General features: G+C 60.4%; 13 protein-coding genes and 1 other RNA gene. 1 reads left to right on the forward strand and 13 read right to left on the reverse strand.

What is annotated here, in order from left to right:
- Positions 1-135: 135 nt before the first annotated feature.
- The 7 genes from nagB to ssrA all read right to left on the reverse strand — a co-directional run bounded on the left by nagB (position 136) and on the right by ssrA (position 6,016).
- Positions 136-864 (reverse strand): glucosamine-6-phosphate deaminase, encoded by a 729-nt coding sequence (gene nagB / locus DWW12_RS04965; RefSeq protein ID WP_055251013.1) that lies wholly within the window; start codon positions 862-864, stop codon positions 136-138.
- 272 nt (positions 865-1,136) lie between these two features.
- Positions 1,137-1,634 (reverse strand): PTS glucose transporter subunit IIA, encoded by a 498-nt coding sequence (locus tag DWW12_RS04970; protein ID WP_022094632.1) that lies wholly within the window; start codon positions 1,632-1,634, stop codon positions 1,137-1,139.
- Positions 1,635-1,705: 71 nt separating this feature from the next.
- Entirely contained in the window at positions 1,706-3,043 is a 1,338-nt protein-coding gene (glmM, locus tag DWW12_RS04975) for a phosphoglucosamine mutase (RefSeq protein ID WP_117637848.1), read from the reverse strand.
- A 123-nt stretch (positions 3,044-3,166) separates the two neighbouring features.
- On the reverse strand, positions 3,167-3,562 hold the full coding sequence (rpsI, locus tag DWW12_RS04980) for a 30S ribosomal protein S9 (RefSeq protein WP_022094634.1): 396 nt from the start codon (positions 3,560-3,562) through the stop codon (positions 3,167-3,169).
- Positions 3,563-3,564: 2 nt separating this feature from the next.
- Positions 3,565-4,008, reverse strand: coding sequence for a 50S ribosomal protein L13 (gene rplM / locus DWW12_RS04985; protein ID WP_022094635.1), 444 nt, complete (start codon positions 4,006-4,008; stop codon positions 3,565-3,567).
- A gap of 157 nt (positions 4,009-4,165) precedes the next feature.
- The gene (locus tag DWW12_RS04990; RefSeq protein ID WP_117855277.1) at positions 4,166-5,044 is read right to left on the reverse strand and encodes a patatin family protein; all 879 of its coding nucleotides are present in this window, start codon (positions 5,042-5,044) and stop codon (positions 4,166-4,168) included.
- Between the two features lie 608 nt (positions 5,045-5,652).
- Positions 5,653-6,016, reverse strand: a transfer-messenger RNA (tmRNA) gene (ssrA, locus tag DWW12_RS04995).
- A 239-nt stretch (positions 6,017-6,255) separates the two neighbouring features.
- On the opposite strand from ssrA, the gene DWW12_RS05000 reads away from it, so the two are divergent.
- A complete protein-coding gene (locus tag DWW12_RS05000) occupies positions 6,256-6,690 on the forward strand; it encodes a hypothetical protein (RefSeq protein WP_147345465.1) in 435 nt (144 codons plus the stop codon).
- A 58-nt stretch (positions 6,691-6,748) separates the two neighbouring features.
- Here DWW12_RS05000 and DWW12_RS05005 read toward each other — a convergent pair whose 3' ends face one another.
- The 6 genes from DWW12_RS05005 to DWW12_RS05030 form a co-directional block, all read right to left on the reverse strand.
- Positions 6,749-7,264: a PIN domain-containing protein gene (locus tag DWW12_RS05005; protein WP_147345466.1), complete on the reverse strand. Its 516-nt coding sequence runs from the start codon at positions 7,262-7,264 to the stop codon at positions 6,749-6,751.
- Positions 7,261-7,614 (reverse strand): hypothetical protein, encoded by a 354-nt coding sequence (locus tag DWW12_RS05010; RefSeq protein ID WP_147345467.1) that lies wholly within the window; start codon positions 7,612-7,614, stop codon positions 7,261-7,263. The genes DWW12_RS05005 and DWW12_RS05010 overlap by 4 nt, the downstream gene beginning before the upstream one ends.
- A 143-nt stretch (positions 7,615-7,757) precedes the next feature.
- The gene (locus tag DWW12_RS05015; RefSeq protein ID WP_233544232.1) at positions 7,758-9,773 is read right to left on the reverse strand and encodes a heavy metal translocating P-type ATPase; all 2,016 of its coding nucleotides are present in this window, start codon (positions 9,771-9,773) and stop codon (positions 7,758-7,760) included.
- A gap of 78 nt (positions 9,774-9,851) precedes the next feature.
- Positions 9,852-10,097 (reverse strand): DUF6110 family protein, encoded by a 246-nt coding sequence (locus tag DWW12_RS05020; RefSeq protein WP_055250999.1) that lies wholly within the window; start codon positions 10,095-10,097, stop codon positions 9,852-9,854.
- 195 nt (positions 10,098-10,292) lie between these two features.
- A complete protein-coding gene (locus DWW12_RS05025) occupies positions 10,293-12,050 on the reverse strand; it encodes an ABC transporter ATP-binding protein (protein ID WP_117855285.1) in 1,758 nt (585 codons plus the stop codon).
- Positions 12,051-13,874: an ABC transporter ATP-binding protein gene (locus tag DWW12_RS05030; protein ID WP_187364965.1), complete on the reverse strand. Its 1,824-nt coding sequence runs from the start codon at positions 13,872-13,874 to the stop codon at positions 12,051-12,053.
- Between the last annotated feature and the right edge of the window lie 19 nt (positions 13,875-13,893).

Raw genomic sequence — 13,893 nt, forward strand, 5'->3', positions numbered from 1 at the left:
GCGCCGACGCCCCTAAAGTAGACACACATTTTGTCCTATAAGCCGATTTTGGTCAAGCGGGCGGAGAGGGATAACAAAAAGGCCCCCGCAAAGCGGAGGCCTTAGGCAAGGCTATGTCGAGATGCAGGATTCGCGCTACTCGCAGAGCGAAAGGGCGGCCTCGTCGGCAACGACAACGCAGTTGGTGTGCAGCTGCAGGATCGAAGCCGGGCACGCGGGCGTAACCGGACCATAGCACATGTCATGCACGGCCTGAGCCTTGGCCTCGCCGTTGGCGACGACTAGGATCATGCGGGCATACATGATGGTCTGGGTACCCATGGTGTAGGCCTGACGGGGAACATCGTCGATGCTGTCGAACAGGCGGCTGTTGGCCTGAATGGTGCTCTCGGTGAGGTCGACGCAGTGCGTGCCCTTGGAGAAGTGGTCATCGGGCTCGTTGAAACCAATGTGGCCGTTGTTGCCAATGCCGAGCAGCTGCAGATCCGGGTAACCGGCGGCGGCGACGATCTTGTCGTACTCAGAGCAGGCAGCGGCGGCGTCGGGGTTGGAACCGTCGGGCACATGCGTGTTGTTCAGGTCGATGTTGATGTGATCGAAGAAGTTCTCACGCATGAAGTAGTGATAGCTCTGGGGATCGTCGTGCGAAAGGCCGCGATACTCGTCCAGGTTGTAAGTGCTGACCTCGGCAAAGTCGACGTCGCCCTTCTCGTACCAAGCAGCGAGCTGCTTGTAGGCACCGATCGGGGTGGAGCCGGTGGCAAGACCCAGCACGCAATCGGGCTTGAGGATAACCTGCGCCGAGATGATATTGGCGGCCTTGCGGCTCATATCCTCGTAGTCTTTAGCTTTAATGATCTTCATTACGCGTCCTTTCTCGTACAAGAGAGGCAAGGCTCCCCTTACAAGCACTTGCCCGCGGCCCGCGTCGGCCGCAACCAACGTGTGCGGCCACCAGGGCGAGGTCGCGTAATGTATGTGTCTCGTGTCTAGCCGCGTCGAGGCCCCTGCCCGTCCACGGTGACCCGAAGCCTTTTAGCTTCGGACAAATCCCATCTTGCCACGGAGGGCGTCCTCTTTCAAGGGCGCCCTCCGTAAACGTGTTTGAATTGTAGGCTAATGGCCACGTGCACTTGCTAGCGCTCGCGAGCAACGATGAGCTGGTCCATCTCTTCGACATGCACGCCAACGGAGCCCTTGATGCTCGAGAACTCAACAGAGTTGCACACCAAGATGGGAACCGTCACATCGTAGCCCTCGGCAGCAATTGCCTCGCGATCGAACTCAATGAGCACATCGCCCTTATGGACGATGTCGCCCACTTGCGCATGTACGGTAAAGTGCTTGCCCTCAAGCTGAACAGTGTCCAAACCAACGTGGATGAGCACGTCCAAGCCATCGACCGTGTTAAGCGCAACAGCGTGTCCCGTGGGAAAAATGGCCTCGACCTTGGCATCAGCCGGCGCAATCACACGCGTGCCGGTAGGCTGAATCGCCACCCCCTGGCCCAAAAGCCCGGTGGCAAATGTCTGGTCATTGACCTCGGAAAGCGGAATGACGTCGCCCGAGATGGGAGCATCCAGCGTAAGGACTCGACCACGCATACCAAAAGACCTTAGGACTTTAGTGAACATGCTCCCCCTCGGACATACCAATCGACCAAAATAGCTTTAACAGTTTACCACTTGGCACTCGTTTTTGACCATTAGGGAAGTTCGCGCTTGACAACCTCGACGATGTCGTCGACAACGCGCTGGGTCAGCTCGTGCGTCTCGGCCTCGGCCATCACGCGGACCAGCGGCTCGGTACCGCTCGGACGCACCAGAATGCGACCACGGCCGTCAAGTTCCTTCTCGGCAGCAGCGACGGCATCCCAGATGGGCTGGCAATCGTCCAGACCAGCCTTGTTGTCGGAATGCACGTTGACGAGTACCTGCGGGTACTTCTTCATGATGCCGGCAAGATCGGTGAGGGTACGACCGGTGCGCTTGAGCACGGCCAGCAGCTGCAGAGCCGTCACCAGACCGTCACCGGTGGTGTTGTGCTCCAGGAAGATGATGTGGCCGGACTGCTCGCCGCCGATGACGGCGCCATCCGCGAGCATACGCTCCAGAACGTAGCGATCGCCCACGGCGGTCTGAACCATTTCGAAGCCCTGCTCCTTCATAGCGATGGAGAAGCCAAGGTTGCACATGACGGTCGAGACAATCTCGGAGTTGGCGAGCTTCCCGCGGGCGGCGAGGTCAGAACCGCAGATAGCCAGGATGTAGTCACCGTCGATCTCATTGCCCTCGCCGTCCACGAACAGCACGCGATCGGCGTCGCCGTCGTGGGCCAGACCGATGTCAGCATGGGTGCGCAGCACGAGCTCGCGCAGGGGCTCAAGATGGGTGGAGCCGCACTCAACGTTAATGTCGGTGCCACAGTAATCGGTGTTGATGGCATGGACCGTGGCACCCAGGCGCTGCAGCGCGGCGGGCGTAGTCTGGCAGGAAGCACCGTGACCGCAGTCAACGGCAACGACCAGGCCATCAAGCCTCAGGCCATCAAGCGTATCGATGGCGTGGTCGACGTATGCCTTGCGAGCGTCCTTCATCTTAATAATGTGGCCCACGCCGGCGCCAGTCGGCAGCGTGTCGGCAGCCATGGCTTCCTCGGACATGACCCAGGCGCTGATCTCCTCCTCGACCGCATCGGGAAGCTTCATACCCTTGCGGCTAAAGAATTTGATGCCGTTGAACTCCGGCGGATTATGCGAAGCAGAGATGACGATGCCGCCGTCGAGCTCGTTCTGGACGGTGAGCAGCGCCACGGCAGGCGTGGGGATGACGCCGCAGCAGTGCGGACGGCCGCCCTCGGCCATGATGCCGGCGGTCAGAGCGCTCTCGAGCATGGTGCCCGAAAGACGCGTGTCGCGGCCGACGCAGATATCCGGACCAAGGAACTTGGTCGCCGCGCGGCCCAGGCGAAACGCGAGGTCGCACGAGAGGTCGGCATTGGCGACGCCACGGACGCCGTCGGTACCGAAGATGTTCTGGGGCATAGGATCGCTCCTTCCCTAGCAGGCGATATGCAACCGCCTACCCTAGTCGAAAAAGAAAAGCGGGACCCGCCGAGGAATCGGCAGGCCCCGCTTGTACATTGTATCTCGTAAGGAGATAAAACCTTAGCGCTTGGAGAACTGGGGAGCGCGGCGGGCCTTCTTGAGGCCGTACTTCTTGCGCTCGACCACGCGAGCATCGCGCGTAAGGAAACCGGCCTTCTTGAGGTCAGCACGGTAGTCGCCAGCGTTCAGAAGAGCGCGGGCGATGCCCAGGCGCAGAGCGCCGGACTGACCGGAGATGCCGCCGCCATCGCACAGAGCGATAACGTCGAACTGACCGGCGGTGTCGGTCACCTTGAAGGGAGCAAGGGCGTTCTCAACGAGCTGATGACGGCCGAAATACTGCTCGGCGTCACGCTTGTTGATGGTCACCTTGCCGGTGCCGGGGACGAGACGGACGCGGGCGACGGCGTTCTTACGACGGCCGGTACCCTGGTAGACAACGGTGTTCTCAGCCATCTTTAAGCCTCCAGCTCAATCTTCGTGGGGTTCTGGGCAGCATGCGGATGCTCGGCACCAGCGTAGACCTTAAGCTTGGTCATCTGGGCACGGCCGAGGGTGGTCTTGGGCAGCATACCGCGAACGGCGCGCTCGATAACCTTCTCCGGGTGCTTCTCCATAGCCTGGCGGAAGCTCTCAGCCTTGAGGCCGCCGTTGTAGCCGCTGTGGCGATAATAGGTCTTCGTGTCGGCCTTGTTACCGGTAAGCTGGACCTTATCGGCGTTGATGACGACAACGAAGTCGCCGCAGTCGCTGTTGGGCGTGAACTGGGGCTTGTTCTTACCGCGCAGGATCATTGCGATCTGGGTGGCAAGACGGCCCAGGACAGCACCATCGGCGTCGACGAGAACCCAGTTGCGCTGGACCTCGCCCTGCTTGGCGTAGTGAGTCGATTTCGAAATCACTTAGACTCCTCCATGTACAGTACGTGTTGTTACAGAGATTCACGGGGCTCTGCAAGTAACCCGTCCATATTACCCCGCTCACCGTACGAGTCAACAGGTATTTTGGCTCCGACCAGAGTTTCTGCACATGTCGTCCATGGGTCATGACGTCGCGACACTAGCGCTCGACAAATGCCTCGATATCACTCAGTAGGCGCTTTGCCTCCTGGCGGCCCTGGATATACAGGTCGAGAAGCTTGGCCGGATCATGCTCGACATGGCCGACCTCGACCGGCTTTTGCGGAGCGATGACCAGCGCGCGGCCCTCGCGCTCATACTTCCACAGGTGCATGCGCTGGAGGTTATAGCGGTCGTGGCGCGTCTCGATAGCCTCGAGCAGGTAGGGGTAGTCGACATAGCGGGCGCGCGCGGCGGGCATAAACTCGTAGGGCTTTTTCTCGTATGAGCGGTCCTGCGTGACAATAACAACCGCGCGATCGAAGCCCGCCTCCTCCAGCACGTGCTCGATGGGGACCGAATCGGCTACGCCGCCGTCGACGTATTTGTGCCCGTCAATCTCGACCGGCGGCGTAACCAGCGGCAGCGAGGTAGAGGCGCGCACGGCGTCGAGGTCAAGTACGGCGCTTTTGACCGGCAGGTACGCGGCGGTTCCAAAGAGCATGTCCGTCGCGACGGCGTACATCTCGATGGAGCTCGCGTCGAACGTCTCGTTGTCAAAGGGATCCAGGCGGTCCTGGACATCGTTGAAGATAAAGTCGTAACCCACAATGGAGCCCGTGGACGCAAACGATGCGGCACCCATGAAGCGGTTGTCGTTGCAGAAAGCCAGGTTGATGCGGTTGGCACGGCCGATCTGGTGCGACTTGTAGTTCACGCCGTTGAGGGCGCCGGCCGATACGCCATATACCGCCGGAATTTCGACACCGGCCTCCATGAGAACGTCGAGCACGCCGGCGGTAAACTGCCCACGAAAACTGCCACCCTCCAAGACGAGCGCGACCTTGCCGGCGTTCTTTGCCTTATCTTCTGCAGTCATATTGACCTCCTGCGATTGCGTTTTGGCTTTCTTCTACCCAGTTTTGGAATGGAGGGCGCATGGGTTTTGGAGTTGAGGGGGCGGCTGGCGGAAAGCACGTCCCGTTCTGAGGGGCGATTCCGGGATGCGCTTTCCGCCTGGGTTGCCATGGGGAAAGCATGTCCCACTCTACGGCTCGATTCCGGGTCGCAGCTTCCACTTGAGGCGTCATCCGGAAAATGTATCCCATTCCGAGCTTAGATTCCGGGATGCGGTTTCCGCCTGGGCAGTCATTGGGAAAACGCGTCCCACTCTGCGTCACTGAGGCGTTTTCTTTACGCCCGCGCCCTGCATAGAGTTCGATTCTCCGCGGTACGGGGGATCCGTTGATGCTGGACGAGGCCAGCTGAAATTCGATAAACATCGCATCTATATTGGGCTGAAGCTTTGCGCGAAGAATCCGCGTATTTGCTGCACCGGCTTCGGCCGGCTGCCGCCGCCCTCGCCCGCGGGCTACAAACGCTTCGCGTTTGCTTAACGCCCGCGCCCTGCACAGAGTTCGATTCTCCGCGGTACGGACTAGAAATAAAAAGACAGGTAGATACGAATATCTACCTGCCTGTTACTTATGGTGGAGGCGCGGAGAATCGAACTCCGGTCCACGAAAGCCCCCTGATTGGCATCTCCAAGCTCAGTCGCTGGTTTAGTCTCGGACGCTTTGCGCGCAGCGACACGCTCGCAGCATCCCAACCGGTTCGATCTTAGCCTGCGCCATACCGATTACGTGCGCAGGAGCATTCCCCTAACATGACGTCGCACCGGTGTCGGGGAAATCACCGGGTTGACGCGCCGCTATAAATTAAGCAGCGAGAGCCATAGGCTCAAAAGAAGAGTTGTTGTCAATTCAATTTGACGGTACCCCTGTTTAACGAGGCGAGGAGACCTCGGCTTGCTTCCTCTCTCAGAGCTATCGTGTCGAAACCAGTCGCCCCCGAATGTTGGGAAAGTCTGGATGGTATCGGGCCTGCAAACACCCGATAACCGTCGACTTTTCAAGGAACATACGGGGCGAGCCCCGCTTGTGGAGTGTTATCTTACCACGTTCTGAAAGCGGACAGCTGTTCTATGCACGAGCTGTGAAGACCCCAATGTGCGCCGCACTTCGCACTTTTGTTACCGATCGCGTCACGTATATTTTCGCCAAGCAAAATTGCCCCGTCGAAAGGACCGTTATGGATACCAAGCAGCAACTCGTCAATGCCCTCGCAGGCCTGGGCTCAACCATTACCGAAGCCATGGATGTCATCGAAGGCTTTGTCCCCTGCGGACACCCCGCCCTCACGGTATCGAACGCACTCGTCGCGCTGGACGCTGCCGATGATGCAGCTCTTGCCCAGCAGCTTGAGACCGTCGAGGGCTTTATCGACCACGTGAGCGAGAACCGTGGCGTGACCGCCTACCGCGGTATCGAGGTCGAGCTCGCGGGTCCCAAAGCCGATCTGCTCGCAGCAATCCGCGAGGTAGGTGCCCTCATGCAGACCGCAGGCGTCAAGAACACCCAGGTCAACGAGTGGGTCTACCGCAGCCTGGCAGCACTCGACAGCTCCGACGAAAAGGCAGCCGAGCAGCTCGCAGAAAGTCCCGCCATTAAGGCCGAGCTTTTGTAAATAGCAGACGCGGGTCCCTTGGCGCATCGTCGTCCAAGAGGCCCGCAAACAGTTCGCGTCAACCGATAGCCGCGCCGCCGCGTTCGGCCAAAGCCAGAATCGGCATCATTTGGCGCGGGGTCTTTGCTGCAAGATCGGCATGTTCGAGCAGCTTGCGATCGTTAGTTACCAAGTAATCGACCTGCGCGCGCTTGCACGCGGCGAGCACCAAGTTGTCTTCGTAATCGCGATGGAGCGCTAAGTATTTGTCGGCCAGCCAAAGGTCCGACGCATCTGCGCCCACGGCCGTGGCGTTTTCGGTCATGTTCCGAACAAACGCCAGCGCCGCATCGCCAATTGCACGGGCAAACGCCTCGTCGATCGCTCCCCCGCTGGCAAGAACGCTACGCTTCAGCTCGTGTTGGACAACGTACAGCACGTCCTTAGCGATATGCACCGGAAAGAACAGCAATGCCCCCGCCTCCGTCGCCTGCCCAATAAACGCACGTGCGGCAAGCGACTCGGCATGGTCGACGCAAAACGAATCAACCCATACGTTGGCATCCACCATTATTTTGAGGGGAGCCCCGCTCACAGGATCATCCCCTTTTGGCGATAGCGCTCGTCCATAGCTTCGGGATAGATTGCGTCCCAATCGCGATCGTCGGATACGGGCGACGTCGCGATGCCCAGGTCCGCGTAAAGCTGATCCGCCGCCGCCCACGACGCGGCAAACGGTGTATCGGGCGCGACGGACTGCTGCCGGTCGTCGACGGCCGCAAGCACTTCCTCGCACTGCCCGCCACCCTGCGCGACCTTAGCCACCACCTTTTTGATGAGCTCGGGCAGTGACCCGCCCGAAAGCCGCAGCACCTCCTCGGCACGGTTCTTGACCTGGCGATCTACGCGAACGTTCACCTGCGCCATGCCGCTAACAGCACCCACGTCGATCCCGCTCCCTTCAATTGCTAGCCCTGCTAGCAACACTATATAGAGAAGCTAGCACATGGTCAAACGCAAAAGGCCTGCGCTCGGACGACACCGATGCCGTCTGGGCGCAGGCCAGATAACGTGGGCGAACACGTCTGCTAACGCAGGTAAGCCTTCGCGTTGCTCAGACTGTAGGCAATCGTCGAGCCGTTGTGCAGCAGCGACGACGCCTGCGGGGTAATCGCGCCGGTAATGCCCAGCGCCAGGAGCGCTGAGTTGGTGAGCATCACCTTAGAATAGGAGCTCGTCAGACGATCAACGAGGCCCTGGCTCATGCGGCGCAGGCGCACGATTGCGGCCAGATCCGTATCGGTCAGGATGATATCGGCGACCTCCTTGGCGATGTCGCTTCCGCCACCCATTGCCAGCCCCACGTCGGCCAAACCGAGTGCCGGCGAATCGTTGACGCCGTCGCCCACCATGGCAACGTGGCGCCCCTCACCCTTAATGCGCTCCACATAGGCGTACTTGTCCTCGGGCAGCAGCTCGGCCTTAAACTCGTCGACACCCGCCTCGCGCGCAATGCGCTCGGCCGTGCGCTCCGAATCGCCCGTGAGCATAACGACATGCTTGACGCCCAGCGCATGTAGGTCGGCGATGGCCTCACGGACGCCGGGCTTGAGCGGATCCTCGATGCCGAGCACGCCGACGACCTTGCCGTCGACCGCCAGATACAGCGGCGACAGGCCTTGCATCTGGAGCTCGATTTGCTCCTTGATGTCGGACTCGAGCTGCGCACCCTCGTCCTCAAATACAAAGTGCGCCGAACCGATAATGGCGCGACGCCCCTCGATGGACGAAGCGATGCCGTGCGCCACGATGTACTCGACCGCGGCATGGCGCTCGCGGTGCTCGAGCCCGCGCTCGAGGGCGGCGTTGACCACGGCACGCGCCACCGGATGCGGGAAATGCTCCTCCAAGCAAGCGGAAAGGCGCAGGACCTCGTCCTTGCTCCAGCCATCTGTCGTCAGCACGCAAGCCAGGCGCGGCTGCGCCTCGGTAAGCGTGCCGGTCTTATCAAACACGATGGTGTCAGCCTTGGCAAACGACTCAAAGTACTTCGCGCCCTTGACCATGACGCCCATCTTGGCGGCATCGCTCATGGCGGTCATGACGGCGACGGAACCCGTGAGCTTGAGTGCGCACGAGTAGTCGACCATCAGCGCCGCCGAGGTCTTGATAAGGCTGCGCGTGGTGAGCGCAACCAGGCCCGCGAGTAGGAAGTTCCACGGGACGATCTTGTTGGCGAGGTCCTCCATATGCGACTGGCCCTCGGATTTGAGCGAGTCGGCCGTCTGCACGAGCGAGACGATCGAGCGCAGTTTGGTCTGCGCCGTGTTGGCGCGCACGCGCACCAAGATGCTGCCGTCTTCCACGACGGTACCGGCGAACACGTCGTCGCCCACGCTGCGCTCAACGGCAAGCGGCTCGCCGGTCAGGGTCGCCTGGTTGACCATAGCGCTCCCCTGCTCGACGACACCGTCGATGCAAATGGACATGCCAGTGCGCACGGCGACCAGATCGCCGGGCTCGAGCTCGGTCGCAGCAACGCTTACCTCGGTATCGCCGACGACCTTTTGCGCCTTGTCGGGTACATCGAGCAGCGAGTTGATGAGCTCGTTTTCGCTCATGGCGCGGGTGTAGTCCTCGAGCAGCTCGCCCACGTTGAGCAGGAACATTGTCTGGCCCGCGGTGTCGACATCACGCTTGACGAACGAAATGCCGATGGCCGAAGCGTCGAGCACGGGAACGGTCAGGCGCGGCTGCGCCAGCTCATGAAGGGCAGCGCGCAAAAATGCCATGTAACCGGCCACGACAAACACCGCACGCAGAGGCGTCGGCAAGAACCAGCGGCGCGCGTAGTGGGCGCCGACGAGTGTCGCCAGGTCCATAACGAGTTTGTGCTTGCGCGGCTCAAGCTGCATCACATAGCCCGACTTGGCATCGGCGATAGCTTGAGCATCGAGTGCGCCCAAGGCGTCGAGCACGCTCGCGCGACGTGGCTCGTCGTATTCGAGCGCCATCTGGCCAATACGGCCATATACGCGCACCTTGTGCACGCCGTCGATATCGCCGCTGAGCTTAAGAAGTGCATCGAGATCGCTCTCTGGCACAGGACCCGCCAATTGAAGACGGGTCCTGCCGGGGATCTCGCTGATAATCGAGAATCTCATAGTTTGTGCCTGGGAGCGTTACTCGGCTGCCTCGTCAGCAGCGGCCTCGCTCTGGGTGATGTAGGCCGCCTCGGCAACCATGTCGTCGACATTAGCCTTGGCCTGCTCGACCATGTCCTGGTAGCCGTTCTTGATGCGCATGCCGCACGCGATACCCTGCACGCAGGCGTTCTTTACCGGAGCGCTGGTGAGCAGCTTGATGCCAGCCGTACCAAGCAGAAAACCGCCACCAACAAGCAGGGTGTTAAACGTCGACTTCTTCATGTTACTTCTCCCTTTTGCCGCATGGGGCGCGGCATGGTGCCTTAGCACCCGAGTTCATCAGTCAGCTCGAGCACGCTTTTGAAATACCTTAATTCTATCTAACTATCTAGGTCAGCCATGGCTAACCTTTTGAAAATTAACGATGCGGAGTAACCGATTGTCAATGTGACAAAGGGACTGTCCCTTTGTCCCTTCTTACAACTGCCAGGTAGCTGCTTCCTTTTGCAGCGCAACCATGCGGGCGAATTCTCCACCTGCCGCCTTGAGCTGCGCCGGAGTGCCCTGCTCGGCAACCACACCATCCTTGAGTACAACGATTTTGTCGGCATTTTCCACCGTACGCATACGGTGGGCAATAACGATAACCGTCTTACCTGCAAGCAGACGGGAGAGCGCCTGCTGAACCACGGTCTCGTTCTCCACATCCAAGCTCGCCGTCGCCTCGTCCAACAGCACGATAGGCGCGTCTTTGAGCAGCGCACGGGCGATGGAGATGCGCTGGCGCTCGCCGCCGGACAGCTTGGAGCCGTTCTCGCCGATCATGGTGTTGTAGCCCTGCGGCATGCGGCTCACAAACTCGTCGCAGTTGGCGGCGCGCGCAGCCGCAAGCACTTGCTCATCGGTGGCGCCACGACGCCCGAGGCGGATGTTTCCCATCACCGTGTCGTCAAAGAGCAGCACGTCTTGGAACACAATGGCGTAGTCGCGCAGCAGCACCTCGGGATCCACGCTCGCAACATCCACGCCGCCCACGGTGACCGTGCCCGCGGTGGCATCCCAAAAGCGCGCGGCCAGGCGGCTCACCGTAGACTTACCGGAGCCCGAAGGACCGACCAGTGCCGTGACCTCGCCTTCCTTGGCGGTAAAGCTCACATCGGTAAGAACTTTCTCGCCGGCGCGGCCGTCCTCGCCCGCACCATAGCCAAATGCCACGTGATTGAACACCACATCGTGGCCTACGGGCTCAAACTGCTCGCTGCCCCGCGCCACGGGCTCTTCCATGATGGAACGCATGCGCTTGGCCGACGACTCGGCGGCAAACAGCTCGGACATCAGCATCAGCGCCTGATCAAAGGGCGCATAGATGCGGCTCACCATAAGCAGGAAGGCAAACATCACCAAAAAGTCGACCTGGCCGGAGGCGACCATCGCAGCGCCCGTGACCAACGTGGTGGCAATCCCCAGGCGCAGGATGGCAAAGGCGGAGTTGACCAAAAGCCCATTGGCGAGCTCGCCTTTGGTGGTCTCGCGCTCCTCGGCATCGATCACGGCGTTGAGCCCCTCAAGATAATGAGCCTCCTGGTTGGTGGCGCGGATCTCGCGCACGCAGTCGAGCGTCTCCTGGATCGCCTCGGTAACCTTGACCTTCTCGGCGCGCACATGGTCGAACACCGGGGTCATGGGGCCGCGTGTCAGATACAGCACGGCAAAGGCCACGGGCACGCTCCAAAACGCCGCGATCGCCAGCTGCCAGCAAAAGAACAGCGACGCCACGAACACAATGGCGCTTGCGATGATGGCACCCCAAAGCTCTCCCAGCACGTGGCTGTAGGCGTGCTCCATGGCCTGGACGTCGCCCATGATGGTCTCGGTTAAATCGGCCAGATCACGACGGCCAAAAAACGACAGCGGCAGCTTGCGCAAGCGCTCGGCAATCTCCATACGCTGCTTGCCGCACTCCTCGTAAAAGATGCAGTAGGTGTAGTAATACTGCTGCCAGTTAGAGGCAAAGAGCAACACGAAAAAGACCAGGAGGCCGCCCACAATCGGCAGGGCATCCGGCAGGTCGGCACCGGTGGCGAGATGTTCGACAAAACCGGCCATGACCAGGAACAATAAGCCCATGCCGGCCATGGTAATGAGATTGGTGAGCGCGGTCCAGAAAATGCCGCGTTTTACGCCGGCGACGCCTTTATCGGATAGGAAATACTTCTTTTGGAATGAGGCGAACATTTAGGCCTCGCCTCCCTTCGTGACGGCGGCATCCGCGGCAGCAGTGATCTTCCAGCTCGCGGCCTGTTCGTATTCGGCCCACATCTTGGCATACAGACCCTCTTGGGACAGCAACTCGGCATGGGTGCCAGTCTCCTGCACGCTACCCTGGTTGAGCACCACGATTTGATCTGCGCCCACTACAGTCGAGAGTCGGTGCGCGATCATAATGACCGTACGACCCGCCGCCAGCTTGCTAAAGGCGCGCTGGATGAGTGCCTCGTTCTCGGGGTCGGCAAACGCCGTGGCCTCATCGAGCACCACGATGGGCGCGTCTTTAAGGATCGCGCGGGCAAGTGCCACGCGCTGGACCTCGCCGCCCGAAAGATATGCTCCGCCGGCACCGAGCATGGTATTGATGCCCTGTGGAAGCTTGGCCACAATGTCGTCGCACTGAGCTGCGGAGAGGGCCGCACGCACTTCGTCGTCAGTGGCCGTAGGCTTGGAAGCGCGCACGTTATCGGCAAGTGTTTGCCGGAACAGCTGGTTGGTCTGGAACACGAAGGCGACCTGGTCCATAAGCTCGTGCGGATCCATATCGCGAACGTCCACACCACCTACGAGCACTCGACCCGAGGAAACATCCCAAAAACGAGGAATCAGGCTTGCGCAGGTTGACTTGCCGCCGCCCGAAGGACCCACAAGCGCAAGGGCACTACCAGCGGGAACGCTGAAACTTACATGGCTAACGGCAGGTGCTTCGGCACCCTCGTACGTAAAGCTCACGTCCTCAAATCGCACGTCGCCGCCGGCAGGGTGCTTGGGTTGCGTGGGCACGGAGAGCTGCTTGGAATCCATGACGCTTCGAATGCGAGCCAGCGAATCGGCACTCATCTGAGAGGCCTCGCCCACAAACATGAGCTTGGTCATGGCCGTCGGTACCACGGCCGAAAATATCGCGTAAAACGTGAAGTTGACCATAAAGTGCGCGAAGTCCGTCTCGCCCGGCGCCAACAGCAACGCCACGGGCAAAAGAAATGCCACGAGGCCATTGAGCGCGGTAAGGTTGAGCACCTGCGGGCCTCGGCAGAACGTACCCGCATAGCTTTGCGCCATGTCGGCGTATTCGGCGATCGCATCGTGAAACGCCTTAAAGGAGTAGACCGTCTGCTGGAACACCTTGACCACGGGGATGCCGCGCACGTATTCGGTGCCGGTCTTGTTCATCTTGACCAGCGCGCCCATGTAGGCCTTCATAAACTCGGCGCCCTTGCCGCTCATCATGGTGGCCATGGCGCAAAACGAAACGACGACCGAGATTAAGCATGCCGCGCCCAAACGCCAATCGAGGGCAAATAGCAGCACAAGCAGGCCCGCGACCATGGCAGTGGCGCCGGCGATATCGGGCAGCATGTGCGCGAGCAGCGTTTCGGTGGAGGCGGCGCATCCGTCTACGATACGGCGCAGCTCACCGGTGGCGTGCGTGTCAAAGTAGCCGAGCGGCAGCTTAAGCAGATGCTCGCTCGTAGCCTTGCGGATATTGGATGCGCAGCGAAACGCGGACAGGTGCGTGCACATGAGTCCCACGAAATAGACCACGATGCTTGCCAGGGCAAAACCCACAGCCCACCAACCATACATCGCGATGTCGGCGGCCTCGCTCCAGTTAGGCGCCACAGCGATCAGGTCTCGCGCAACAAGCCAGATGCACACGTACGGGCCAAAGCTCAACAGCTGCGAGAACGCCGAGAGGGCCATGCCCAAATACGTTAGGAATTTACGGTCGCCGGCATATGCAAGCAGCTCGCCGATACCGCCGCCTTCCTTTTTTGATCCCTTTGCCATGAGATTCCTTTCTAACGGC

Source organism: Collinsella sp. AF14-35 (genome assembly GCF_003464565.1).
Taxonomy (GTDB): domain Bacteria; phylum Actinomycetota; class Coriobacteriia; order Coriobacteriales; family Coriobacteriaceae; genus Collinsella.